Below are 24830 nucleotides of genomic sequence, written 5' to 3' on the forward strand. Positions count from 1 at the left end.
GACGCTGAACTTTTCGAGTGCAGTTCGCAGTTCGCAATGGGCACGAAAGTCCTGATATCGAATCCGCGACGCCTCAAAAACGAGACGTCGCGAAACGGACTATCCGTGTGCCATGGCTGGCTCGTCCAGCCGTGCAGCCTCTCGAAGCGCTCGTCCAAGGGGGAAATCCGCTCGACGCAGCTCGATCGTGTAAGCCGAGAGCCTGCGGGACGACCGTACTCCGCTTTCGGCACGGCTGGACAAGCCAGCCATGGCACACGGGAGACTCGCACGCGTCGAACTCGCCAGCGGCGCGAACCGTGAGTTGCACTCTACGGTTTCGGCGCGAGGGACCGCATGAACGTCCGCCACTCGGCGTCGAGCGAGCCGACGTCGGCGCCCAGTTCGTCGGTCAGCAACTGCCGCAGACGCTCGGGCGGAAGCTTCGCCCCCTTGGATTCTTCGCCCACGGATCGACAGAAGCGGAAGAACTCCGCGGGCCGGGTCTCGGCCAGAAAGTAGGTCGCGCCCCAGGCGTAAGCGTACGCGTCGAGCGGCGCCAGCTTCGCTCCGCCGACGGGCGATCCGTCCTCCAGCGCCTCGGCGAGCGTGTACGAGTCGGGCTGATCGAGCAGTTCGATCAGCCGGGCGTGACGTTCCTTCAGCAGCGCGCCGGGCCCGGCCCAGTCTTCGCCGTCGTAGCCTTCGAAGTAGGTCGCCAGACCTTCGTGCAACGATCGGGGCGGGTTCGAATCCGAGGGAAACATTCCGGATAGGGCGAGGAGTTGATGCACCGACTCGTGCACGACCGTTTCGACATCCGCCCGTTCTTTCGCGGCCTTCGCGACGAGTTGCATCGCGTCGGCCCGGCGGGTGATTTCCGCGAGGTTGGGGTGGTTCTGGGCCTTCGCCTGTTTCCGTTCCGACTGCATCGCCGCGGCGAGCGAGAAGTAGGGGGCAAAGCGTTTGCCCGTCGACTGGTCGTAAAAGACCGAGACGCCGGGGTCCGCGGCGAAGAAGCCGGTCGCTTCCGGAAACGTCGGTCCGTGCGATTCGCGAAGTCTCTGATAGTCGGCAGCCTGCGTACACCAGACGCCCACCAGCGGCCGGTCGGGCAGCTTGAGGTCGAGTCCGTCGAGGACCAGCAGAAAGAAGAAGGCCTCGCTCGTCCGCTCCATCAGGGTCGCGCGCGCCTCGGCGAGCGCTTTCGATGCGTCGTCCGGCGCTGGATCGATGACGTACAGCCGCACCCGCAGCCGATCGAACGCTGCGAACGGACCGTTCTCGCCGAACGTCGTCCGCTCGAGGGCAGCCTGGTCCCGGTCGCCCGGCGCCGCGTCGTACGCCGCGACGAACTTCGTCAGGCGCGCGACCTTCGGATGATCCGGCGCGAGCTCCTTCAGCGAAGCGAGCGCCACCCGGAACAGGTCGGGGCGTCCGGCCTTGAGCGCGAGGCGTCCCGCGGCCAGCAAAGCCTCGACATCCTTCGCACCGGCGGCATCCCGAATCAGCTTCGGAATAGCGTCGCGGTCGGACGGGATCCGGACGAAATCGACTTCGTCCCGGGCGAAATAGACCGAGCCGAACCGTCCGTGGCGGATCGAGATCATGCGACCCCGGAGGCGGATCGTGCCCGGAATCGACAGGACGACGTCCGTGTCCGGGAGGCGGTACGTCACTTCGTCGCCGCGAATTGCGTGAACGGCCGTCGCGAACGCGATGCACGCCGCGACGCAGCCGACGACCGAAACCGTTCGCATCGGGAGACGGAAGAGGGAATTCGACGACGTGGGAGACAAGGCGAACGAGCGACGAGGAGCGAACGGACGGAACGAAGCCGCCCCTCAATCGTAACTGACCGGCTGCCGACAGGTCCAATCGAAGACGTGGCCTGGCGGAGGCTGGGTACGCCTTCGTGCCGGTCGTCCAGACTTTGCGCGTCGGGGCGGGAGGCTATGATGGCCGACGCTCAAGGAACCGCGGTCGCTTCCGCGGATTTCGGCAGCTTCCGGCGCTTCGTTTCTTCCTGACGACTGGTATTCCATGGACGCCTCCGATTCTCGCTCCGACTTCCGGAGCCTGTGCGTGGAGGCGGCTCTCGTGGGGGGCGAAGTCCTCGATCGCTGGCGGGGCAAGTTCAACGCCCGCGAAAAATCGCCCGGGGATCTCGTCACCGAGGCGGATTTCGAAGCCCAGCAGGCGATTCAACAGTTCCTGGAGCAGCGAACGCCGGAGTTCGCGTTTCTCGCAGAGGAAGCCGACGCCTCCGACCTGGCTCGGCTGAAGGACGAGTATTGCTGGATCGTCGATCCGCTCGATGGGACCGTGAATTACGCCTACGGGCTCGCCCCCTATGCGGTTTCGATCGGTCTGGCCCACAACGGTCGGATCGTCGCGGGCGCGATCTGGGATCCGCTGCTTCAGGAGATGTTCTCCGCTGCCGTCGGAGAGGGCGCCTTCTGCAACGAACAGCCGATCAAGCCGACCGCGTGCGTCGATCTGGATCAGGCTCTCATCGGCGTCGGTTTCGCCCCGCGCATTTCGCGCAAGCATCGTCAGATTCAGCAGTTCCTGCGCGTGCTGGAAGACTCGCGCGGCATTCGCCGGCTCGGATCGGCGGCGCTGACCATCTGTTACGTCGCGGTCGGGCGGCTGGACGCGTTCTGGACGGAAACCGTGAAGACCTGGGACGTCGCCGCGGGGATCGTCATTGCCGAGGAAGCGGGGGCGACGGTGAGCCGGGTCGACGGTCAGCCGCTGGACCTGGCCGATCCGAAAATCGTCATTTCCGCGACCCCTGCCCTGCACGAACGGTTCGTGGAACTGCTCCGAACCGCGCCTGCGGAGTCGTGATTTCCGATTGCGGCTAACGAATCCGGGGGGAGCGGCGATAGATTCCGGTGACGAGCGGCGCTACGGAATCGTGCTGACGCGGTTCGACTTAAACGCAAGGGCCGCTTGCATATCCGTTCCAGCCGGCAAGGTTTTCCGTACCGGAGCGGAGGGGGAAACGCTCGATTCTGCGTGCTCAGCGGTAGAATAGAGGGCGTCGAATTCACGTCGCCGGTCGTTGCCGCTTTCGCTGGGAAGCGGCTGCCGCTTTTCTTCTTCGTCTTGCGTCCGCCTCATGGACCGTCGCCCGCGAATGATTCGCGAATCGCTGCGCCTCACGGCGACGGCGCTTCTGGCGGCCGCGTTCGCCCTGTCGACGCCTGCCTGGACGGCGGCCCAGCCTGCGAGCCCGGTCGCGCCGGGATCGTCGCCCGGTTCTTCGCCGGGGGCCTCATCGAGCGCCGCAGCGGTCGATCCGCCTGCGACCGGCTCGTCGACGCCGATGCCTGCGACGCCCGCGCCGCCGCGGGTGGACGAATCGCCGCTCGAGACGTTTTATCTGTTCGACGAAGAGGGGAACCTCGTCCCGGTCATCAAGGCGTACACCTACGAGGAACTGGAAGAGTTCCTGCGTCAGAAGTTGGCCGCGGACGGCGGGGAGGAGTCGCCGCGAGCTTATTCGCTGCAGGAAGTCGACGTCGACGTCCGCATCGATCCGAAGCGCGTTTCGGCGACGGCCAAATTCAAGATCAAGCTGCACCGTTCGGGCTGGGCTCGCGTGCCGCTGCGATTCGACGGAATGGCCCTGGAAGGCGATGCTCAGTCGCCGACGGGAAAGGCGTTCGACCTGGAATACGACGGGGCCGAGGGCTGGGTCGTCTACGTCGAAGGCGAACCGGATGAGACGCTCGAGCTTTCGCTCCCTCTGATTTCGACGGCGACTGACGCTTACGCCGATCAGACGTGGCGGGCGACGTTGCCCAGCGCGACGAGTTCCACCGCCCGGTTGTCGATCGCGGGCGGCCCGTGGCAGGTCGAAGAGGCTCCCCGCGCAATCGTTCGCGAGCCGACGTTCGACGGCCAGAGGACCTCCATCGCCTTGCGGCTGGTGGGCGAGGCGGCGATTTCCTGGTCGAAGCCGGCTGAATCCGAGAGCGCGGTCGCGACTTACGAAGCGATCGAGACGTCGCGAATCTCCGTCGACTCTCAGACCGAGGCCGCCTGCGAGTCGTCATTCCTCGTGCAGCCGCTCGACGGTCCGCTCAAGACCGTTTACGTCGTGCTGCCTCAGGGGGCGAACTTCGTTCCTGCGGCGGGAGCGCCGTCGCCGGGTCAGCCGACCGTCATGATCGCGACTCCGGAAGAGCGTCAGCGGATCTTGCCCAGCGGCGGAGGCGGGACGTTGCTGCGGGTCGACGCGGCGATGCCCGCGATGACGAGTTTCCGCTTTCCGCTGGTCTACCGCGCGGTCTCTTCGACCTCCGACCGGATCGTGCTGGAGCGTCCCCGGCTGGTGCGCGCGGTGCGGCAGTCGGGGACGGTCGAAGTCATGGACTCCGACAAGTGGAACCTGGGCTGGACGCCGCGCGGATCGCTCGAGCGAATCGATCGTTCGGCGGATGATGGAGACCAGCCGGGCGCCGCCGCCATGTTCGCTTACTCGCAGGCGCCCGCGCCGCTCGAAATCGCCGTCGAACCGCGGACGAGCCAACTCATCGTCGACCCGGTCGTGCGGTTCGACGTCGGACGTCGCGAGACCGTGCTGGACCTGCGTCTGACGTGCCGCTTTCACGGCGTCGGCGAACTCAAGGTGCAGTTGCCCGGCTGGACGGTCACCGAGGTCGGTCCGTCGACGCTGGTCGACGGGGAACGGCTAAATCTCACGCAGGTCGATCCGCTGAGCGTGCCCTTCGCGGCGGGCTCCAACATCAAGTCGGGCGAAGCCGAGATTCGCATCCTCGCGACGAAGCGACGACCCGAGGGCGAGACGCGAATCGAACTGTCGATTCCGCGCATCGAGGAGGCGGTCGTCAACCCGGCGATGATCGTGGTGCAGTCCGCCGACGAGGTGCAGGTTCTCGAAGTTCGGGACGAGACCCAGGGCCTGGCGCCGGACGTCTGGACCTCCGAAATCGCGCTGGAGGAGCGACAGCAGGCGCCGATCGTCTATCGAAATTACGGCGACGTGAGCGACGCCCGGATCGTGCTGACCGCGGAGGCGAAGTCACGCCAGTTGGCGGTCGACGAACGTACCGAACTGACGGTCAGCGCGGAAGGTATCGCGGTCGAACAGCGCTTCGCGGTCCAGTCGTCGTATGGAACGCTGGACCGCCTGGATTTCTGGATCCCGGTCGAGCGCCTGCTCGAAGGGTCGGCGCCGGCGGTAACCGTTGACGGCGTCGCGGCGACTCCGACGCTGATCGAGAACGTCGATCCGACGCTGGAAGCTCCGCTGGAAACGCCGGTTGGAATGAAGCGTTTTCGGATCGCGATCGGGTCCCCCCGCGCGGGCCTGACGACGGTCGGCATGCGCTGGACTCGCGACTTGCCGGTAGGCGCCGGAACCGCCGAGGAGAGCGTGCGCCTGGCACAGGTCATTCTTCCGGCGGACGCCCAGCGCACGGTGCAACCGGCGGTCGCACGTTCGGCGGCTCCTGCGCGGCTGGAGATGGTCGGCGATCGCTGGCAGGCGACTAGAGAATCCGCCACTTCTGCCGAAGGGGTCGATCGGTTCATCGCCGCGAACGCCGCGAGCCTCTCAGCCATCGACTTCCGCCGCTCGCTGCGACAGATCGTTCCCGACGCGGACCCGCGGGCCGAACGGATGTGGCTGCATACCGAGGCGAGCGCCATGGGCCTGCGGCAACGATTCGTCGTTCGCGTGCGAAATCCGGAAGGCTCGCTGCGGGTGCGCCTGCCCGAGACGGCGTTGCCGGCCTCGGCGGTGGTGGCGTGGAACGGCGTCGAGCAACCTGCCGCGCTGGACGGCGAACTCCTGGTGGATCTCTCGGAAGCAGGTCCCTCGGCGCTCGACGCTGACGGAAGCGTCGCCCGTCAGGCGCCCGGTACGCTCGAGATCTGGTACGCCGAGACGCGCGATTCGTCCTGGAACGGTTTGTCGTCCCCTCTTCCCGAGACGAACCTGAAGACCGAAGGCGCTCCGTTCCACTGGAGCGTCCGTCTGCCGCCGGAAGAGACCGCTCTGGCCGCGCCCCGGGGCATGCGAGCGGAAACGAACTGGAAGTGGACTGGCTGGCGCTTCGTGCCCGAACCGGCGCTGACGCTGCGCGAACTGGAACAGTGGACGGACGCGACCAGGCAGCCGCCCGTCGCTTCTCGAACCGGCATCGTCGTCTACAGCGCCTTTCAGCCGCCCGAGCGAGTTCGTCTGGTTGCCGTGCCGCGAACTTGGGCTTACCTGCTGTATGGCCTGGCGGCGTTCGCGCTCGCCTCCGCATGGATTTACGTTCCGCGCGTACGGCGGGCGTGGGTCGCGTTAGCCGCCGCGGTGGCGATCGCGCTGCTGGCGCTCTGGGCGCCGGAATTGGCGCTGCCTGCCGCACAGGTCGCCGCCTTCGGCTTGGCGTTCGCGGTCGTTGCGGCGGCGATCGACTGGTGGATCAACGGTCGCGCCGCGCCCGCCCCGTCGGTTCGTTCCGTTACGACTTCCCGTCGCGGACATTCCGAACAGGGGACGCGACTCGAAGAGAAACGCGAAGTCTCCACGCAGTCGTTGCAGTCTCCTCAGGCTGAAATCACGGCCTAGCGGTTTGTACATCGTTATCCGTCGGCTTGATCGAAGAGTTTCGGGTGCCACTGGCTCCGCCAGTGCCGCAGCTCGAACGGTCGTCGAACATGAGTGATCCGGCCTCCGGAAAAGCGCTGGCGGAGCCAGTGGCACCCGGAGGACAAGAGGACTTCTACCGAGACTCGAACTACTAGCACGATCCTTCTACGCCGACTTGCCCGGAGGGCTCCGGCGACCGCACACGCAACATGACCCGAACCCGCACTCCCTCGAATTCGTCGCTCGATGCGTTTGACGCAGCGCAAGCGGGCGACGATGCGCGGGGGAAGTCACTGTGCGGGTGCGGCGGATGGCTGCGGGGGTTCTTCGCCGCGGCGGCGCTGCTCTCGATGCTCTGCCCGGGGCCTGTCTCCCTGCTGGGCCAGGAATCGACGCTGGACTTTCGGAGAACCTACGTTCCGCGTGCGGAAGTCGAGAAGGTCGGCGCCGGGTTCGTGCCGCTCCCGCGAGACAAGTTCGAGGCGACCGTCGCTCGCCTGCGCGAGGCGCCGTCGGCTGTCGAGCCGGCGAGAACGCGATTGACCAGCGCGGTCTGGATCGGGATCTTCGACGGCGAGAACGTCAGCGGCATCGCTCGCTGGACGCCGGCGAAGTCGGCCTCCTCATCGACGGACGCGACTGCCGTTCTGGGATCGACGAACCTCTTCCTCGATCCCCCTTTCGCGACCGAGCACGTTCCCGCGATTCCCGACTTCGCGGTCGCGGCGATCGAGGCGCACGGAGACGCCGCGGCGCTGGCGTCGGACACGAACCGGCCCCGTCTGTTTCTGCGTGCGGACGGCCTGCTCGGCGGCGAGTTTCCTCAAAGCCTTCCCGCCACGACGGCCTGGTCGGCCCGCACCGAGGCGACGGACGTTGGAACCCGCATCGCCGAATGGCGGTTGCCCCAGTCGCTTCGCACGACGCTCTGGCTGGCGGTTCCCCCCGGCGTCCAGGTTTCGACCGACAGCGACTGGCTGGTCGAGCGAGTCGCCGAGGGAGAGTCGGGAGGCGAAGTCGCGCCGTCCGCGATCTATCGGCTGCAAGGCCATCCGCTCGCGGAGGAGACGCTCAAGCTGCGCTTCGCGTCCGTGAGCGAGCCGACGCCGGAGGAGTTCCTCTATCGCGTCGCCAACCGCTACGTCCGCTCGTTGCAAGGGCTGGACGTCGAGTATGACGTGACGCTCGACTGCCGCGCGGGCGAGTTCGACCAGGTGCGATTGCTCTTTCCCAGCGCCGTTTCGCCGATCGAGGCGCTGCATGGCGAGACGCGGCTGGACCTCGTACGAAGCGAGGCCCTGCCCGACGCTACCGGCAGCGTCGAGTGGGTCGCCGAACTTCCTGCTGCCGTCGCTCCGTCGGTAAGCGAACTCACGGTGCGCGGCATCGCTCAGTTCGAGGCGACGGGCGACACGCCCCTTCCGCAGGTTCGCGTCGCCGGCGCGACCTGGGCGGGCGAATCGTCGACCGTCGTCGCCGAACCGCCGCTCGAGATCCAGGGGATCGTCTGCGCCGACTGCGTTCCCGCGGCAGGTCCGGACTCTGGCGGATCGGGCGGTGAACGTTATCGACATCGAAGCGAACAGTCTACCGTCGCGGCACGTTTCGGCCGTCCGCCTGGACGCGGCTCGGTCGAGTCCGTCCTGTCGCTGCGGGCCGGGCGATCGTCGCTGGAAGCGTCGCTGTTCGCGGAAATCTCCGCATCGGAAGGCCCGATCTTCGAACAGCAGTTGCGCCTGCTCGGCCCCTGGAGTCTGGACCGGATCGAAGTCGAACCGGCGGGCGCCCTGCTCGACTGGTCGATCGACGAACGCCGGACGATCCGCCTGCGATTCCGCGACGGCATTCTGCCCGGGCAGTCGGTCCGCGTCGGATGCGAGGCCCATCTGCGGGTGGACGACCCGAACTCGGTCCGTTCGGGCGAGACGCTCCGCGTGTTCGAGTTCGTCGAGAACGTGCAGGAAAATCGGGCGATCGCGCTTTTCGACGATGCGTCCTTCCGCTTTCGACCGGTCCGGATCGACGACTGGCGGACGCTGACGCGAACGGATCTTTCCGCCGCGCAGCGGGCGAGTCTGGGGTCGACCGCTCCCCGAGCCCTCCTGAAGGACGACGCGGCGTTTCGCGCGATGGAGTTCGCTTTCGAAACCGAGGAGAGTCGCCTCGACGTGCGATCGACGACCTCGCTGGAGCGCTCCGGCGCGTCGGTGGCAGGACGCATTCAGATCGAATGCCTGTCGCTTTCGGCGCCGATTGACCGGCTGCTGGTCGTCTTCTCTTCGCCGTTGCCGCCCGGATCGCGATGGAGTGCCCCCGACGCGGAGGACGTCCCCTTCGACGCGCAGCGGATCGGCGACGCTCCCGCGACGCCGGACGGGGGCGAGACGTGGGAGTTGACGTTCGCGCGACCGGTCGCGACGCCCTTCGAAGTTCTCGCCGCGTACGAACTGCTGGAGGAGAACTCGCTCGCCGCGCCGCTCGCGTCGGCGCCGGCGGCTCTCTCGCAGACGGGACGCCTTTCCATCGAAGCCGACCTGCTCGCCGAACGCGAAGCGACCGGCGTCGGTCTCGAACGCGTTCCGGCGGCAGACGATCCGGACGAACCGGAGGCGATTCGGTTCCGTTACGATCCGGCCCGGCGGCATAACGCTTCGCTGGAACCTGCTCCCGGCAGCGGTGGTCCGGCTTTGTCGCTGAGCGCGCCCGTGGCGTTGTCGACCGAGATTTCGTCCGCGGGACTGCATCATCTCGCGATCTATCGAGCGCAGGCCGCTTCGCCGTCGATGCCGACGAAGCTCCGCATCGCGGCGCCGACCGGCGCTCTACTGAACGAAGTCCGTGCGATCGGCGAGCAGGAAGAAACCGCATCCACCCCGGGCGCGAAGGGCGTCGTCGAACTGGCGGCTCCGTCGGGCCTGCATACGATCGAGGTGCGATTCTTCCAGCCCCTGCCGGCGTTCGCGCTCTGGAGCGAGCAGAACGTCTCGCTGCCGCAGATCGAGAACCTGCACGCCGACGTCATCGAGTGGCGCGTCGATCCGCGCGGCGCCGTGGCGTTCGCCGTCGATGCCGACGGATGGCGCGGCGCCGAGGACGACGACGCGACCGGAGCGGACGCTTCCGCTTCGGGAGAGGCGTCCAGCGAACCGGCGACCGGCGATTCGTTCGGCGGGCGAGCCTTCGTCGCCCTCTCCGCCGACCGGCCGCTGAAGCTGGACGTCTATCGCACGGATCTGATCCTTCAGGCCGCCTGGATCGCTTTCTTCGCGACCGCGGCGTTCGTCTGGGCGCTCGCATCGCGTTCGCCTGCGGCCAGCGCCATCGTGATCGCCGCACTCGCGGCGGCTCTCGCGTTTCTGCCCGAGCAGGCGGAGGCGCTCCGCTGGGGCGCGCTCTACGGCGCGGCCGCGGGTCTCGTCTGCTGCGCGTCGTTCCGCAAGTTCCGAATCGCCGCGTCGTCGTCCGAAGAACCGCTCGACGGCAAACGAGGCGACGGAAAACGCGGCCTGGCGACGGCGTCGATCCTGGCGACGCTCGCGCTCGCCTCCGCCGGGGCGCTTTCCGCATTCGCACAGGAGGTCGCGGCGCCGAAGTCGGAGTCGCGAACTTATCGCGTGCTGATCCCGACCGACGACGCGGGCCGTCCGACGGGCGCCTACTACTACGCCTCGCGAGAGTTTTACGATCGTTTCCTCGCGGTCGAGCGCGAGCTCGCGCGACCCGCGGAGGAGTGGCGGATCGTCGATGCGGCCTACGAAGGGACGATGTCGCCCGGGCTGATCGACGGCATGCCGCGGCTGTCGCAACTGACGCTGCAACTGGAGATCGAGACCTTCGCCGACGGCGTTGTGGCGACTCTTCCGCTGAATCGTCGGTATGCGGAGTTCGCCGGCATGATGGAGGACGCCGGCGCCGGCAGCGTCGAGGTGGAATGGAACGAGACGGGCGACGCGCTGTCGCTGCGCTTCGAACAGAAGGGCCGCCGGGAACTCGCGATTCCCTTTTACCCGCTGGTCGTTCCGGATCTGCCCGGCGGAGCGCGCTCGGTGAAGATCCTGCCGATCCCCTGGGCGAAGCTCTTCGTGACCGGACCGGCCGACGCTCTGGACGACCTGAGCGTGACCGGCGCGCTCGGCGCGGGAGAGCGACGGCCGAATCGCGAGAATGTGGAGATCGATCTGGGGCAGGCGAGCGAATTGACCTTCAGCAGTCGCCGGGCCGCGAGCAGCGCGAGCGCGGGACCCGCCCTTCGCTGGACCGCCGGTTTGATCCTGTCGGGCGACCCCGCCGCCTGCCGCATCGACGCACGGGTGACGGGCGAAGCTCCGCTCGGCGTGCTCGTGTCCCGCTCGACGGTCGAAGTCGGCCCGGGCTGGTCGGTCGACGCCGCGTCCGCCCCGGGCGCGAGCTACCGCATCGAACACCTCGCCTCGAAAACCCCGGGACTTCGTCGCTTCGACGTGGTCTTCGACGAACCGCGGGCGGGCGAGATCGTCTTCGACTTCGGGCTGCTTCCCGAATCGTCGCAGGAGGCCGGCCTGTTTCGTACGCCCCGTCTGACGATCGACGGCCTCGTCCCGGCGGCGACGTTCGCGACGCTGGATAAGAAGTTCGCCGTCAACGCCGAGTGGACGCCGGTCGCGCCGGGCCGCGCGGCGACGGCTCGGGAAGTTCCCGCAGCGCTGGAACTGCCCGTCGCGGAGGACCTCGTGCGCCTGGCGCCGCCTGGCGAGTCGGCGAACTTCGTCGTGCTCGATTCGATCGCGTCGCGGTTCTATGCCGTGCAGGCCGAGTTCTTCGTCTCGCCTGCGGACGTAAGCGTGCGGTACGAAATCGCCATGCCCGTCGGGACGGAACGCTGGCAGGAGATCGATCTTCCGGAGGCGATCGAGGTAGCGGACGTTTATCGGGCGCCGGCGAACTCGCGCACGCCCCTGCTCTGGCGCCGGGACGCCCGTCGACTGTTCGTGAAGCTGCCGACGAGCGGAGCCGTTCCGGAGCCGTCCGCGCCGATCGTGATCGACGCGTCGATTCGCGGTCTGCGGGACGGATCGGCGAGTCTCGCCACGCCGACGCTGCGACGCGCCTCTCTGAGTCAGATCGATCTGAGGGTCTACCGGAGAGCGGGACTCGACGTCTCGATCGAAGCCGGAGCAGGGTTTCAGGTCAACCCGTCCTTCGTCCCCGGCGCCTACATCGAAGGCAAGGGTCGCGGCGTCGGAGCCTTCCTGTCGGTCAAGAGCGTCGAGGCCTCGAACGGAGTTGCGCCTGCCCCGCCGGCGCTCCGTTCGCGTCCTGCGGCGCCGGGCAGCGCAACCCTGTGGACCAGCGTCGCATCGCAGGACCTTCGCCAGACCGCGCGGTTCGACGTCGAGGTCGACCCGGGTTCCGGCCTGATCGATCGACTCGCGACGGAGGCCCCGGCGACGCTCGGCGCTCCGGAGGTCGTGTCGCCTGCCGGAACGTTGACGGTGCGCGAGTCGGCCAATCCGGACCGTCGCTACTGGATCTTCGTGCCGCTGCAACCGCTGGGGCCGGGAGCGTCGGTGACGCTGTCGGCGCCGCTGGATCCCGCCGCCGCAGGTCGCCCGGCGCTGCGACCGATCCGCCTGCTCAACGTCGCGACGAGCGATCGGTTCGTGCTGCTTCCGGAGAGGCTGGAGGACGAGGAGGTCGCGTGGTCGGTCACGCGTCTCCAGCCTGCGCGCGACGACGAACGGATCGGACGGCGCATCGCCGCGCTCGGCGGCGACGCGATCGCGTTCGAAGCGCCGGACGAGACCTTCTCCGCTCGCGCCCGGCGGGTCGATCCGCAGACGGCGACGCCGCTCGCGATCCACTGGACCGAACGCCGCCTGCGATTCGAGGCGCCCGGAGAGTACCGCGCGGTCGTCGCGTGGGACGTCTCTCCGCAGGAGCATGCGACGCTCGAAATCGGAATGCCCGCGGGCACGACTCCGACGGCTCTCGACGTCGACGGCATCCCCTGCCGCTGGACGCCCACGGCGAACGGCATCCGGGCGACGCTCCTGCCGACGGCGCTGCCGTTCCGGCTGACGCTCGCCTACCGCGGCGCGGTCGCGGCGGATAAGGTTTCGGCGGAAAGCGACGGAGCGACGTTGACCCTCGCCTCGCCCGTCCTGGGCGACGGCGTTTCGCGAGCCGATGCGTGGATCGTCGAAGCGTCGTCCGCCGCGCCTTGGTCGATCGTCGCGAACGAGGCGAGCGATCGTACGTCGCTCGACTACGTCGAGGCGCGTCTGGCCGCGTTCGAGTCGACCTTCGCCGCGGCGGCGTCGCGGACCGACGGCTTCGCGCCGGAGGAGACTCGCTCCTTCGCGCAGATGCGGCTCGGCGATCTGACGGCGTTGCAGCGTCTCGCGCAGGCGGAGCCGGCCTCCGCGAAGCGCGACGAGGCGCTCGCCCGGATCGAGGCGTCGATGAAACCCTACCGCGAAACGCTGCGGCAGTTCGCGACGGCTTCGAAGTCCGACGCCGATCTTCTCGGCGACGCCGCGAGCGCGAACGATCCGCCGTTCGAGCCGGGAGGCGCCAAGCTCCTCGCGATGCGGCTCGGCGACGGCGCGAATCTGTCAACGATCGATCTGGCCGTGACCAGTCGTACAGAAGCGAGGCAAGTTCCCTGGCGGCGCATCGCGGAGACCTCGGCGATCGTGCTCCTCTGTCTGGTCGTCGCGTTCTTCGGGCGAACGCTGCTGCGCTGGTTCGAGCAGATGCCCCTTCCGATCGGGACGCTCGCGTTCGTGGCGCTCGCGCCGCTGTTCGTTCCCGCAGGCTGGATTGCCCCGGCGATGGCGCTCGCGTTCCTCGCGTTCGCCCTGGTGGCGGCCCGGCGCTGGTTGCTGCCCCTGCTCCCCGCGCGAGGGCGTCGCGCTCCGGCGCCATGATTCGCGCCGAGGTCGACGCCAATCCGTTCCGCGACGGGCCGGACGACTTTCCCCGCCCGGTCGTGTGGGCCAGGACCGCGTCGGACGCTCCCCCCTGGATCAGTCGGCTCGGCGCGGAGAAGGCGACGTTCCTCTGCGAAGGGATCGCCCAGCGCGACGCGCTGAAGCGAGGCGAGATCCTGGAACTCTTCGCCGGATCGTCGCTCTCCACCGCCGCTCTCTGCCGAACGATTCGGGGCGCCGACCGCGTCGTCGCAGGCGATCTGCGGTACGCGATCCGACCGCGGCGGTCGCCTGACCAGCCGGGTCGCGACTGGGCCTACGCCTGCGAGGAGAACTTCGACCGGATCGGCGCCGCGTGGAGGATGCCGTCGGGCGCGCGTCCGCGATTCGTCGCGCTCGACGCGGCGCGGCTGCCGTTCGCATCGGGCTCTTTCGCCGCCGTGCTGATGCCCGATTCTCCGCGCGACGCGGGGGAGCGCTTCGCCGCGACAGGTTCTGACGATCGACGCCTCTCCGGAGGGGAGTCCGATTTGGATTATGCTGCTCAGCAGGCGCTCTTCGTCGCTGCGGTCGCCGAGGCCAGGCGCACGCTGAGGCAGAACGGCGTGCTCGCCGGCACGGCGCCGCGAAGCTGGACCCGCGCGGTCGACGCGCGGGCGTGGGCCCGCTGGCAGGTCTTTTCGTCGGAGCGGATCGACGACGAAGTGACGGTCCTCGCGATCGGCAGGCGGCTCCGCTTTCGGACCGAGGGAGCGCTCGACCCCGTGGTCTACTTTCGAGGCGTGCGATGAATCGGAAACCTGATCGGCGAATGTTTCTGTCCGCAGGCGCTGCCGGGCTCGCGGCGGTTTCGCTGTACGACCCGCGGCGGTCGTTCGCGGATGAGCGACCGTCGCCCGAGGAAGATCTGTCGGACGTCGTCGCTGAAAAGCTGCGCGCGACGAGCGTGCCTGCCGCCGCGATGGCCGTCCTCGTGCAGGGCGAACTTCGCGGCGCAGGAGTCGCCGGCGTGCGCAAACGCGGAACGGACGTCCGCGCGACGATCGACGACAAGTTTCATCTCGGCTCGTGCACGAAGGCGATGACCGCGACGCTCGTCGGGAAGTACGTCGAGCGGGGCGACCTCGCCTGGACCGCCACGATCGCGGAGCTCTTCCAGAAGCTGAAGATTCACGAAGGCTATCGCGACGTCACGATCCGCCGGCTGCTGAGTCATGTCGGCGGCGTCCCCACGAAGATCGAGAAGGATCTCTGGAATCGCCTGTTTCGCGACCGCGACATGGCGCCTCGGAAGAGCCGGGAAATGCTCGTGCGCGAAACGCTCGCAGCGCCGCCGCGGGAGGAACCGACGAAGTTCGAATACTCGAATACCGGCTACACGATCGTCGGCTCGGCGCTGGAACGGATGCAGGACGTCGCGTGGGAAGAACTGCTCAGGAGAGAAGTCTTCCAGCCGCTCGACATGACCAGCGCGGGCTTCGGCGCGCCGGCCACGAGGGACATGGTCGACCAGCCATGGGGTCACCGTCCGGATCCCGTGCCGCCGCATCCGTTCGGCGACAACCCGCCTGCGATCGGACCGGGAGGGACCGTCCACGCCTCAATTCGCGACTGGGCGAAGTTCGTGCGACTCCACCTGAAGGGCGAGCCCCAGGGGATCGTCGGCGCGGAAACGCTGGCGACGCTGCACGAACCGGTCGAGGGCGGGGGCGGCTACGCGCTCGGCTGGCATTCGCTGAAGCGATCGTGGAGCCGCGGCCCCGTGCTGACCCACAACGGGACCAACACGATGAACTTCGCCGTCGCGTGGCTCGCCCCGCAGGAAGGCTTCGGCGTGGTCGTCGCCTGTAACCAGGGGGGCTCCGAGGCGGAAGGTTTGTGCGACGCGCTGGCCTCGTACGCCGTCGACCGCTACGCCGGTTGACAGGAGCGCATCAGGCGCATGAAAAACGCCCGCTCGAACGGAGCGGGCGCTTTTCTTGACTCGTGCGAGCGACAGTCCGCGATTAGGGGGTCAGGTCGCCGGCGGTCACCGGGACGCTCTGCAACGCGGCGACGGCCGCCGGCAGCGTATCCCCGCCTCGCGGCGTCATGATCCTCGCGAAGACGGTCATGTCGATTTCCTGGCTGAGCGGTCGGACCGAGCCGTCGGCGAAGACGTTGTTGAAGATGTCGGAATGATTCGCCGAAGGGCGAGCGTACGCATACCCCGTCGACCCGGTGTCCGGCGAGTTGATGACGTCCATCGCCGTCCCGCCCAGTTCGGCGGCGTCGACCGCCCAGACGAAGCCCAGGTTGTACTCGTTCAGGTCGGTCCAGGTCGTCGCGTTGCGGTTCTCGGTATACAGCAGCGTGTTCGAGGCGCCGTCCCCCCTGGTGACGTAGAGCATGTTCACGTCATGCTGCGGGAACGCGCGGGCGTCATGGAAGATGCCGTTCGCTTTCAGGTTCCGCGGCAGCGTTCCGACCGAGCTCGCGATCGGCGAACCAAGTTCGTCCGGGCGTCCCACGTTCGCGACGTACGACAGGACCGGTCCGTCGCCCGCGTCGGCGTCCGCCGCGCAGACGAGCGTTTCGACGTACTGCGCGGACGCCATCGTCGGGTCGCGATTCACGATTTGATCGTACGCATTCTGCTGATCGATGAAGGGCAGAATCCGCACGGCCCAGGGAAGAGTGTTCGTAAGCGCAGGACCGTTCTCGGCCCAGGTGACGCTGCTGGGGAACTTCTTCTTTCCGGTCTCGTAGTTCTGCGTCCCTTGCGCCAACTGACCCAGCCGGGCCTGGCAGGTCGCCCGGAGCGCGGCCATCCGCGCGGCGTTCACCGCCGGCAGCAACAGGGCCATCAGAACGCCGATGATGGAGATCACCACCAGCAGCTCGACGAGCGTAAAGGCGGATCGTCCGGTCCGAGATCGCGAATGGGGCACAGCGGAGCCTCCCAGAGAAGAGCGAACGGGCGCGACGGGGGGACGAATCGTCCGAATGAGCGAGTCGCGCACGCTCGATGACTGATTCATTTTTGCAAGCGCCGCGACCGATGTCGAGTCGAACGGCTCTTTCGGAAGCGCGAAAATTCGGCGAATCTCGACTGGTTTTTTCGTAGGGCGGGTCGCTGACCCACCTTTTTCCGGAATAGCGAGTCGCGTTGGCGTTCGGCAGATCGCCGCGAACAGGATCTCGTCGAACCAGTCGTCGAGCGACAGGTGGGTCAATGACCCACCCTACGAAAGATCGCTCGATTCCAGCGAAACGAGCGGCTTTTCCTGCTCCCGGCGGAGCTGGCCGCAGGCGGCGTCGATCTCGTCCCCCTTCCGCTCGCGGACCTGAACGTTGATCCCCGCGTCGGTCAGAATCCGGCAAAAGCGGTGGGTCGAATTGCCGGAGGGCGTCTTGTAGGGCAGACCCGCGACCGCGTTGTAGGGAATCACGTTCACGAGCGCCGTCTTCCCGCGGAGCCGCCTGGCCAGTTCCTCGGCATGCTCGGGCGCGTCGTTCAGACCGCCCAGCAGGACGTACTCGAACGTGAGCCGGCGACCCGATTCCTCGTAGTAGCGATCGGCTTCCGCCAGCACGGCGTCCATCCCGATCTTGTCGTTCACCGGAACCAGGCGATCGCGAATCTCGTCGTTCGGGGCGTGGAGCGACACGGCCAGGTGGTACCTCGCGCCGCGATCGACCAGCCGTCGCATGGCGGCCGGAAGGCCGACGGTCGAGATCGTGATCCGCCTGGCGCTGATGCCCAGTCCGTCTGGCGAGCTGGCGACGTCGAGCGCCGGCAGCAACCGGTCTAGGTTCGCGAGGGGTTCGCCCATCCCCATCACGACGATGTGGCTCAGCCGTTCGTCCTCGGGCAGGAGCCGTTGCAGGTGCAAAGCCTCCTCGACGATCTCGTCGGTGGAGAGGTTTCGCTCGACGCCGTTCAGTCCGCTGGCGCAGAAGACGCAGCCCATTGCGCAGCCGACCTGCGTGCTGATGCAGATCGTGCGGCGGTCGCCCTCGCGGATCAGGACGCACTCGATCCGCTTGCCGTCAGACATCTCGACCAGCAGCTTCTCCGTACCGTCGGCGGCCTTCTTGTGGAGCGCCACGCTCGACGACAGGACGACGAAGTTCGCCGCCAGTTCGTCGCGCAGCTTCTGCGGCAGGTCGGTCATCGCCGCGAAGGAATCCGCGCGCTTCTGCAGAATCCACTTGCGGATCTGCTTCTCGCGGAACTTCGGCTGGCCATGCTCGACGAGCCAGGCGACGCGTTCGGATTCGGGTAAGGAAAACCAGGCTGGCATATGCGTTCGAGCGTTCTTTCTTCGTAGGGTGGGTCATTGACCCACCTTCGTTTTTCGCTTGTGCGGTTGAGGCGCTCTGACGATGGATGGTGGGTCAATGAACCACCCTACGTGATCAAGACGCCGTGCTCGATTCGCGCGCTGCGACGATTCCCGCGATCCGTTCGGCGGCGAGGCCGGACGCGACGTCGTCGCAGAACTGGTCGAGGTCGTCCCACCGCGCGTGACTGCAAAACTTCACGACCCAGTTCTTCGACAGCGGACTGATGCAGAGGACGACGCGACCGTTGCGGAACGCTTCCCACATTTCGATCGCCGTCCCCATGGAGGCTTCCGGGATGTAAGCGACGACGACGTCGACTTCGCCGCACATCTCGTTGTGCCGCAGGAAGACGCCCCGGGCGGCCTCCGCGCTGTAGGAGAGCGAATCGGAGTGGCCCGCGAACGGATCGTAGATCTCCGCCTGCGGAAACGCCGCCGCGAGAGCCTCGGTCAGCCGCGTGCGATACGATTGAGTATGCATGGCGTCGCCGAAATGCGACCCCTGCATGATGCCGGCCAGAAAGAAACGCAAGCGGAAATCCTCTCGTCGGGTCGACGTGCGGGCGATTCCCCGTATTGTGAGATCCGCCGCCGGCCGCGACTAGGGCCGCCCTTCCGCGACCGCCCCGTCCGCGACGCGTTCGGCGACTGGCGGTTCGACCCTCTAAGCCATCGAACGGAATGAACGTCGGGACGCTTCTGGAATTACTGGCTCTGCCCGGGAAAAGCGGGCAGGAGCGGCTCGTCGCCGACTATGTCCGGGCGGCGCTGATCGGGATCGGCGTGCCGAACGAGTGCGTCTTCGAGGACGACGCCTGCGAGCGGACCGCGATCCGCGGCGACGCCGGGAATCTGATCGTGCGACTCCCCGGGACGCGCCCCGGCCCCCGGCGGCTCTTCACCGCCCACATGGACACGGTCCCGATCTGCGTCGGAGCGAAGCCAGTCGTCGAGGAGGGTCAGATCACCTCCGAAGATCCCGAGACTGGTCTCGGGGGGGATAACCGGACCGGCGTCGGGGTGTTGCTGGAAACGCTCGCCGCGCTGGTCGCCCGGGGGGCGCCCCATCCGCCGACGACGTTCTGCTTCTTCGTGCAGGAGGAGGTCGGACTGCACGGCGCCCGCTGCGTCCGGGTGGAGGATCTGGGGCATCCGGCGTTCGGTTTCAACTTCGACGGCGGATCCCCGGCGAAGCTGACGATCGGCGCGACGGGGGGCTATCGCCTCTCCATCGAGGTCTTCGGTCGCGCCAGTCACGCGGGCGGAGCGCCGGAAGAAGGGGTCAGCGCCATCGTCGCCGCGTCGCGGGCGATCGCCGATCTCGCAGCGCGAGGATGGCTGGGAAAGGTCGAAAAGGAAGGTCGCACCGGCACGAGCAACGTCGGCGTCTTCAACGGCGGGCAGGCGACGAACGTCGTGACCGACCGCGTCTCGCTGCGCGCCGAAGCCCGCAGTCACGACCCCGCCTTTCGCCGGACGATCGTCTCGGAAATCGAAGAGGCCTTCCTCGGCGCCTGCGTGCAGACGACCAATATCCGGGGCGAATGCGCCCGGGCGGAATTCGAGGGGCGGCTCGATTATGAATCGTTCGCCATCGACCCGCACAGCCGCTGCGTCGCGATGGCGCAGCAGGCGCTCGAACGACTGGGGAGCGCGCCCGAACTGGCGATCTCCAACGGCGGTCTCGACGCCAACTGGCTCAACGCCCACGGCATTCCGACGGTGACGCTCGGCTGCGGGCAACGATCGATTCACACGGTCGACGAGCGGGTCGATCTGGCCGATTACGCCCTGGCCTGCCGGACCGCGATCGAACTGGCGACCTGCGAGGACGCCGCGAACGGCGACTGACGAACGGAAGACGATGCGCGACCGCGACGACGAACTTTGCCTCTGTTTTCACGTCACCCGGCGGAAGGTCGAAAACTTCCTCCGCGTCGAGCGACCCCGGCGGGTCTCGCAGATTTCGGAATGCTTCGGCGCCGGGACGGGATGCGGGTGGTGCCGGCCCTTTTTGCAGAAGCTGTTCGACGCTTACGCCGCCGGCGAAGATGCCGAGTTCCCGGACGCCGCCGCCTACGCCGCCCAGCGGGCCGACTACCGCCAGAAGAAGAACGACGAACGCTCCGCCGTCGAACCCCCCGAAGCCGTTCCTGATGCTGCGTCCGACGAGAACCCCGGATAAACGGGGGGGGTGAAGGCCTCGGGCGAGCGACGCCGGCGCTTTCGCTCCAGGCGCCGGCGCTGCCATCGTTTTCGATGACGGAGGCTGCCGAGACGTTCGCGATTGCCCATGAAACGCCCCCGCCGGGCGGTAGCTGGTCAATTCTTCCGAAATTGTTTATATTGGCCGGCTTACGGTCGACCGCCGGTTCTTTTAACGCCGGCGTCCTCTAGCGCTCCACGAAGTCGGCATGGCACGGAAAACGGTCAATCGCGAGAAGGTCAAGGAGCAGATTCAGACTGAAGAATCGGCTGCCGTCGCGGCGCCGAAGAAGAAGCGGAAGGCGTCGACGACGCCGCGGAAGAAGCGCACGAAAGTCGCGCCGATCATCCGCTACAAGGTCTTCTGGGCGATCTACAACCAGTCGATGAAGCGGGTCGCGACTTACGACTACGCCGACGAGGCCGCCGCGAAGGAAAAGGCCGAAGATCTCTCCAAGAAGACGCCCCACTTCGTCCTGCGGGTGAAGGAAGAGATCGCCGAATGACGGCGTAGCGTTCCCGAGCGGAGTTCGGCGCCCATCGAGGATTTAGCGTCTGTCCGAAAAGTCGGCATCCTGCCTCCTTTCGGACGTTTCGCCTCCGCAAGACTTTGCGGAGTCGCGGCGACCTCCGTGTCCGCCGACGAGGCTCTCCGGTTCGCCTCTTTCAGAAAGTCGATCGGTCATGCTTCTCTCTGCCGGTCTGCGTTCATCGGTCCCCCGGGTTCTCGCGCTGTCGTCCGCGATCGCGCTGACGTCGCTGGTCGTCGGTTGCGGCGGAACTGAATCGCCCGGGCCGAGCGCTCCCGCTCCTTCGATCTCCGGCGAAACGCCGACTGGCGAAGCTCCTCCGAGCGAAGCGCCGGTCGCCGCGGAATCGACCGACGAGGTCAAGCGGATCGTGAACGGCGAGGGGTACGACCTCTCGACCGAACGCGAATTGCCGAATCTCAAGGCGGGAACCGCGAAGCTGACCGTGTCGGCGCCGAAGGGATGGGTCCTGCCGACGCGTCGACAGGAATACGTGGTCTGGTTCGCGAAGGAACTGGGCGAGGAATTCCCGCGGATCTTGGTGACCGCCGAGCCTGCCCCCGTGGGCACGCCCGACACGACCGAAGCGAACGTCGGACAGTTCGCGCAGCAGGTCGCCGCGACGGTCTCGAATCCGCTCGAATCGCCCAAGCCGCTGATCATCGGCGGCGTCCCCTGCGTTCGCTACGTGACCGAGGCGAAGGCCCGTTCGACGTCGCTCGAGGAGCAGGTCCTGAAGACGGTCCAGCAGGGACAACTCTTCACGGTCACGCTGCAGGCCGCCGTCGTCACGCAGGGGGAGAGCCCGCTGCCGCAGTACCGCGACGCCGGTTACGCCGTGCTCGCCAGCATGAAGTTCGAAGCCGGCGAGGCGGCGACCGAAACGCCTGCCGCGCCGGAATCGCCTGCGGCGCCGGCCGCGGAAAGTCCCGCTCCCGCGTCGGATGCGCCGGCTGACGAAGCCGCTCCGGCGGGAAGTTGAGCGACCCGATCGCCTGACGCGAACGACCGTCGGAACCCCGTCGCCTGCGCGGACGAATCTTTCGCGAGCGGTACTTGTGGCTCGCGAGGCGGGCGGGAATCATAGAGCCAGCCAGCCCGCGAAGACTGGTCCCTTCTCGACCGGTCTCTCGATCGACGCACCCCGGATCAGACAACGATGGAACGCTTCAAGCTCCCGCTCGTCGGCTTCAACTTCGCGTTCATCATCTACATGCTGATCATGGCGACGGGGCTCGTCAGCCCGGCTCCCGACTCGATCGCCGGCGTGATGATCCAGGCCGCGATCGGCGCCGCGATCGGACTGGTCGTGGCCGGGCTCATCTACGCGGCAGTCGCCTTCGCCGGGAAATAGCGATAGTCCCAGGAGCAGCCGCCGGCAGAACCCGCTTGCGGTTTGCGAGTCTACTCCGGGTGGCCGCGATTGCTTTGCAATCGGGGTCGCCGAAGGCGACAAGAGGAATCGACCTGATGTTCAAGGAATGGCGACGGACTCGACGCAAGGTCCGGCCGTCTTCGTCTTGCGGCTTCATCGCTAGTCGGCGGGACGCCCTTGAGCGTCAGAAGTCGATCCAGAATGGCATCGTGTACCAGAACGCGAACGTCATGATTGCGACGAGAGAAGCGACCACCGCTCCAATCCCCACGGCTTTGACGATCGGTCTGTTCGACTTCGGCATAACGCGACGCTTAGTCTGATCCAACGACGCGTTCGAATCAGCCACTACCGCCTGCTGTCGATCAGGCCTTGTCCTTCGCCGAGTCCGTGCCGCGGGCGGACGCCTGCTCCTCCGCGGCCAGCAGTTCCAGGGCCGCGGCGATCCGCTCGCCGGGAAGGTTCGTCCTGAGATCGCTCTTGCCGAAGCCGGGCATGGCGCCCGCTTTCACCGCTTCCTGCTGGGCGTCTTCGTAGCCGCTGATCAGCAGGGCCTGCATCGGCCTCGCTGCGGCGTCCGGACGGTTCTTGCCGAAATGGCGCCGGATCCAGTCGATGCCCGAGCCGCCGTCGCGATCGAAGACCCGGTTCACCAGAATCAGATCGACCTCCCGCTTGGCCAGCGCCGCGTCCGCGTCGGCGGCCCGATCCGCCGTCAGCACGGTCGCGTCGAACCGCGACAGCAGGTAGGAGTTCAGCGACGACTGGTCGAAACCGCAGTTTCCGACGCAAAGAACGGTTGGCTTCATCGTTTTCCCGGCAAACGTAGCAAGAAACGGGGCGGCGTCGCGAATGGTTTCCGGCAGGAAGTTTCGTGAAAGTCTCGAACGGTCGCCTGCGACCTGAAGCAGACTACTGCACAGAAGGGGCGAAGCATGTTCGCAATCGGCGTAATAGAGATCCTGATCCTGCTGCTGATTCTGTTCGGTCTGGCAGCCGGAGTCGTCGTCGTCGTCGTCCTCGCCACCGCCTCGCGACGAAGCGACGCGATCGTCGGCTCGCCCGGCGCGTTCCCCTGTCCGAAGTGTAAGGCGTTCGTTCCGTCAGGAAAGCGGTCGTGCCCCGCCTGCGGCGTCGCGGTCGGCTGAATCCGGAGGCAGGATAGCTTTGCAGGAACCCATCATGGGCGTCAGCTTCGCCGGACTCTTGTTAGTCGCCTTCGTCGTCGTGCTGGTCGTCGGGGCGCTGCTCGTCGTCGTCGCAGCAGCCGTGTCGGCCCGTCGATCGTACGCACCAGAGACGAACGCTGACGCGGCGCCTTGCCCGCAGTGCGGGGCCCTCGTTCCGCTGGCGAAGCGAAACTGTCCGGCGTGCGGCGTCCGCGTTTCCTGACGACGCCGTTCTTCGCTCTCGCGCGAAACTAGCGGTCCGCCCATCTGCCGATGTCAGGTTGAATGGAGCGCTTCGGGTGCCACTCAACGCCGTGCGTCAGATGAGTAGGCGGAGCGGCTTTAGTCGCGTGGCCAGTTGAAGTTGTCTCGCGCTGGGCGGCTGGATTCCAGGCGGCTGAGGAGGGCGGTGACGTTTCTTTCGCGGGTAGGGTCGCGTCGCTTTCGGGCGCAGCCGGACGTACCGGTCCTTCTTGCAGTCGGCGAAGACGCCCGCGCAGCTTCGGCGATCGCGACAGGCTCTTCGAGGCGGAGCGGCCTTGTGCTTCCTCGGCGGCGAGCCTGCCCGAAACGTGCGTCGCACGACCTGCATCGCCGCGGCGTAAGAGACTTCCGCGGGATCGTCGCCGGCAGCGGACAGATCGCGGGCCGCCATCAGCCCCAGCAGCCAGACCCCCAGCACGCACCACGTCAGTTCCAGTTCGCATCGCGACGGCGTGCGGCTGCGCAGCGTGCGACGCTCGAGCGTCTGCTTCGTCGTGCGATAGAAGACCTCCACGCCCCAGCGCCGGTCGTAGAACGCTTCGGCCTCGGCGTCCGACACCCGGTCGTCGTCCGGCACGCTCGTCACGAGATAAATCGGAAGCTTGCCCGGCTTCCGAACGACGATCAGACGCAACTCGATCGGCGGCAGGCCGGCGTCCTGCTTGTCGGCAGGCCAGAGATAGACCGTGCGACCGGGAACGTCGCCCGGATAACGCAGGCCGTCGATCAGTCGCACGTTGCCGCCGACCCGCATCAGGAAATGGCGTCCCTTCGCCAGCAGCGCGGCGCAGAGGTCGTAGCCGACGAAGCCGGCGTCGGCGACGACGAGCGCATCGCCGGGGAGTTCGTCGACCATGTCGAGCAGATGCGTCCGTTCGCCCGCCGTCCCCGGTCCCGTGCGAAACGCCCAGGGAAGTCCCAGCCGCAGATGATAAAGAACCGTCAGCGACATCTGCGGCATGCCGTCGGGCTTTCCGACGTCGCCCAGCGCCCGCTGGTTGGCCGGCGTGCGAGGACAGGCGAGTCGACTGCCGTCGACCGCGAAAGGCTCCCAGCGTTTCTGCCGACGACCGGCTCGCGAAGCGCCTGCTTCGTCCGAAATCCCGAGCATGACCTCGCGCAAGCGGGCGACGACGCGAGGCACGAGACGCTCCCTTTCACGAGCCAGGGCGTCCATCCAGGCGTTGTACGAGTTCGCCTTTCGCCAGGCGGGACGGATCGTGCGCAGAAACGTTTCGACGACGCGAAAGCGCTCGACCGCTTCCTTCGGCTCGGCCCAGGCCATGAACAGGCCCGACCAGACCAGACGATGCGGCGTCCAGACCGAGCCGCCATGCACGATCAACGCTGAAAAAGCCGCACAGGCAGGACCTCGCGCATCGCCGCGGCCAGTCGCTCGGGATACGATGCAATCATGTTGGGGCCTCTCGATCGGATCGGAACTTTAAGC

General features: G+C 67.3%; 18 protein-coding genes. 12 read left to right on the forward strand and 6 right to left on the reverse strand.

Going from position 1 to position 24830, the window contains the following annotated elements:
* Positions 1 to 311 precede the first annotated feature (311 nt).
* Positions 312 to 1739 (reverse strand): DUF1570 domain-containing protein, encoded by a 1428-nt coding sequence (locus tag SH602x_RS02895; RefSeq protein ID WP_479475374.1) that lies wholly within the window; start codon positions 1737 to 1739, stop codon positions 312 to 314.
* Positions 1740 to 2022: 283 nt separating this feature from the next.
* Here SH602x_RS02895 and SH602x_RS02900 point away from each other — a divergent pair, with 283 nt between their 5' ends.
* The 5 genes from SH602x_RS02900 (at position 2023) to SH602x_RS02920 (ending at position 15433) form a co-directional block, all read left to right on the forward strand.
* Positions 2023 to 2832: an inositol monophosphatase family protein gene (locus SH602x_RS02900; protein WP_479475375.1), complete on the forward strand. Its 810-nt coding sequence runs from the start codon at positions 2023 to 2025 to the stop codon at positions 2830 to 2832.
* A 274-nt stretch (positions 2833 to 3106) separates the two neighbouring features.
* The gene (locus SH602x_RS02905; RefSeq protein ID WP_479475376.1) at positions 3107 to 6577 is read left to right on the forward strand and encodes a hypothetical protein; all 3471 of its coding nucleotides are present in this window, start codon (positions 3107 to 3109) and stop codon (positions 6575 to 6577) included.
* Between the two features lie 230 nt (positions 6578 to 6807).
* Complete coding sequence (locus SH602x_RS02910) at positions 6808 to 13506, forward strand: hypothetical protein (protein WP_479475377.1); 6699 nt, start codon at positions 6808 to 6810, stop codon at positions 13504 to 13506.
* Positions 13503 to 14300, forward strand: coding sequence for a hypothetical protein (locus SH602x_RS02915; protein ID WP_479475378.1), 798 nt, complete (start codon positions 13503 to 13505; stop codon positions 14298 to 14300). Before SH602x_RS02910 ends, SH602x_RS02915 begins: the two co-directional genes overlap by 4 nt.
* On the forward strand, positions 14297 to 15433 hold the full coding sequence (locus tag SH602x_RS02920) for a serine hydrolase domain-containing protein (RefSeq protein WP_479475379.1): 1137 nt from the start codon (positions 14297 to 14299) through the stop codon (positions 15431 to 15433). The genes SH602x_RS02915 and SH602x_RS02920 overlap by 4 nt, the downstream gene beginning before the upstream one ends.
* A gap of 82 nt (positions 15434 to 15515) precedes the next feature.
* Here SH602x_RS02920 and SH602x_RS02925 read toward each other — a convergent pair whose 3' ends face one another.
* From SH602x_RS02925 to SH602x_RS02935, 3 genes are all read right to left on the reverse strand, one after another.
* Positions 15516 to 16439 (reverse strand): DUF1559 family PulG-like putative transporter, encoded by a 924-nt coding sequence (locus SH602x_RS02925; protein ID WP_479475380.1) that lies wholly within the window; start codon positions 16437 to 16439, stop codon positions 15516 to 15518.
* A 294-nt stretch (positions 16440 to 16733) separates the two neighbouring features.
* Complete coding sequence (gene rlmN / locus SH602x_RS02930) at positions 16734 to 17795, reverse strand: dual-specificity RNA methyltransferase RlmN (protein WP_479475381.1); 1062 nt, start codon at positions 17793 to 17795, stop codon at positions 16734 to 16736.
* Positions 17796 to 17910: 115 nt separating this feature from the next.
* Entirely contained in the window at positions 17911 to 18369 is a 459-nt protein-coding gene (locus tag SH602x_RS02935) for a hypothetical protein (protein WP_479475382.1), read from the reverse strand.
* 149 nt (positions 18370 to 18518) lie between these two features.
* Between SH602x_RS02935 and SH602x_RS02940 the strand changes: the two genes are divergently transcribed.
* From SH602x_RS02940 to SH602x_RS02960, 5 genes are all read left to right on the forward strand, one after another.
* Entirely contained in the window at positions 18519 to 19688 is a 1170-nt protein-coding gene (locus SH602x_RS02940) for a M20/M25/M40 family metallo-hydrolase (RefSeq protein ID WP_479475383.1), read from the forward strand.
* Positions 19689 to 19701: 13 nt separating this feature from the next.
* Positions 19702 to 20022, forward strand: a complete 321-nt coding sequence (locus tag SH602x_RS02945) for a (2Fe-2S)-binding protein (RefSeq protein ID WP_479475384.1) — start codon at positions 19702 to 19704, stop codon at positions 20020 to 20022.
* 229 nt (positions 20023 to 20251) lie between these two features.
* Positions 20252 to 20548, forward strand: coding sequence for a hypothetical protein (locus tag SH602x_RS02950; protein WP_479469954.1), 297 nt, complete (start codon positions 20252 to 20254; stop codon positions 20546 to 20548).
* Between the two features lie 178 nt (positions 20549 to 20726).
* Positions 20727 to 21554, forward strand: coding sequence for a hypothetical protein (locus SH602x_RS02955; RefSeq protein WP_479475385.1), 828 nt, complete (start codon positions 20727 to 20729; stop codon positions 21552 to 21554).
* A 177-nt stretch (positions 21555 to 21731) separates the two neighbouring features.
* On the forward strand, positions 21732 to 21926 hold the full coding sequence (locus tag SH602x_RS02960; RefSeq protein ID WP_479475386.1) for a hypothetical protein: 195 nt from the start codon (positions 21732 to 21734) through the stop codon (positions 21924 to 21926).
* A 386-nt stretch (positions 21927 to 22312) separates the two neighbouring features.
* Here SH602x_RS02960 and SH602x_RS02965 read toward each other — a convergent pair whose 3' ends face one another.
* Positions 22313 to 22756: a hypothetical protein gene (locus SH602x_RS02965; RefSeq protein ID WP_479475387.1), complete on the reverse strand. Its 444-nt coding sequence runs from the start codon at positions 22754 to 22756 to the stop codon at positions 22313 to 22315.
* Between the two features lie 126 nt (positions 22757 to 22882).
* Between SH602x_RS02965 and SH602x_RS02970 the strand changes: the two genes are divergently transcribed.
* Positions 22883 to 23095, forward strand: a complete 213-nt coding sequence (locus SH602x_RS02970; RefSeq protein WP_479475388.1) for a hypothetical protein — start codon at positions 22883 to 22885, stop codon at positions 23093 to 23095.
* Positions 23096 to 23129: 34 nt separating this feature from the next.
* Complete coding sequence (locus tag SH602x_RS02975) at positions 23130 to 23339, forward strand: hypothetical protein (RefSeq protein WP_479475389.1); 210 nt, start codon at positions 23130 to 23132, stop codon at positions 23337 to 23339.
* 96 nt (positions 23340 to 23435) lie between these two features.
* On the opposite strand, the gene SH602x_RS02980 is transcribed toward SH602x_RS02975, so the two are convergent.
* Positions 23436 to 24719, reverse strand: a complete 1284-nt coding sequence (locus SH602x_RS02980; RefSeq protein WP_479475390.1) for an IS4 family transposase — start codon at positions 24717 to 24719, stop codon at positions 23436 to 23438.
* Positions 24720 to 24830 lie beyond the last annotated feature (111 nt).

This window comes from Lignipirellula cremea (assembly GCF_056501455.1).

Bases quoted from the DNA above. Each gene is read 5' to 3' on its own strand.
- SH602x_RS02895 (WP_479475374.1), bottom strand. From the start codon at position 1,739: ATGCGAACGGTTTCGGTCGTCGGCTGCGTCGCGGCGTGCATCGCGTTC.
- SH602x_RS02900 (WP_479475375.1), top strand. From the start codon at position 2,023: ATGGACGCCTCCGATTCTCGCTCCGACTTCCGGAGCCTGTGCGTGGAG.
- SH602x_RS02905 (WP_479475376.1), top strand. From the start codon at position 3,107: ATGGACCGTCGCCCGCGAATGATTCGCGAATCGCTGCGCCTCACGGCG.
- SH602x_RS02910 (WP_479475377.1), top strand. From the start codon at position 6,808: ATGACCCGAACCCGCACTCCCTCGAATTCGTCGCTCGATGCGTTTGAC.
- SH602x_RS02915 (WP_479475378.1), top strand. From the start codon at position 13,503: ATGATTCGCGCCGAGGTCGACGCCAATCCGTTCCGCGACGGGCCGGAC.
- SH602x_RS02920 (WP_479475379.1), top strand. From the start codon at position 14,297: ATGAATCGGAAACCTGATCGGCGAATGTTTCTGTCCGCAGGCGCTGCC.
- rlmN (WP_479475381.1), bottom strand. From the start codon at position 17,795: ATGCCAGCCTGGTTTTCCTTACCCGAATCCGAACGCGTCGCCTGGCTC.
- SH602x_RS02940 (WP_479475383.1), top strand. From the start codon at position 18,519: ATGAACGTCGGGACGCTTCTGGAATTACTGGCTCTGCCCGGGAAAAGC.
- SH602x_RS02945 (WP_479475384.1), top strand. From the start codon at position 19,702: ATGCGCGACCGCGACGACGAACTTTGCCTCTGTTTTCACGTCACCCGG.
- SH602x_RS02950 (WP_479469954.1), top strand. From the start codon at position 20,252: ATGGCACGGAAAACGGTCAATCGCGAGAAGGTCAAGGAGCAGATTCAG.
- SH602x_RS02955 (WP_479475385.1), top strand. From the start codon at position 20,727: ATGCTTCTCTCTGCCGGTCTGCGTTCATCGGTCCCCCGGGTTCTCGCG.
- SH602x_RS02960 (WP_479475386.1), top strand. From the start codon at position 21,732: ATGGAACGCTTCAAGCTCCCGCTCGTCGGCTTCAACTTCGCGTTCATC.
- SH602x_RS02965 (WP_479475387.1), bottom strand. From the start codon at position 22,756: ATGAAGCCAACCGTTCTTTGCGTCGGAAACTGCGGTTTCGACCAGTCG.
- SH602x_RS02970 (WP_479475388.1), top strand. From the start codon at position 22,883: ATGTTCGCAATCGGCGTAATAGAGATCCTGATCCTGCTGCTGATTCTG.
- SH602x_RS02975 (WP_479475389.1), top strand. From the start codon at position 23,130: ATGGGCGTCAGCTTCGCCGGACTCTTGTTAGTCGCCTTCGTCGTCGTG.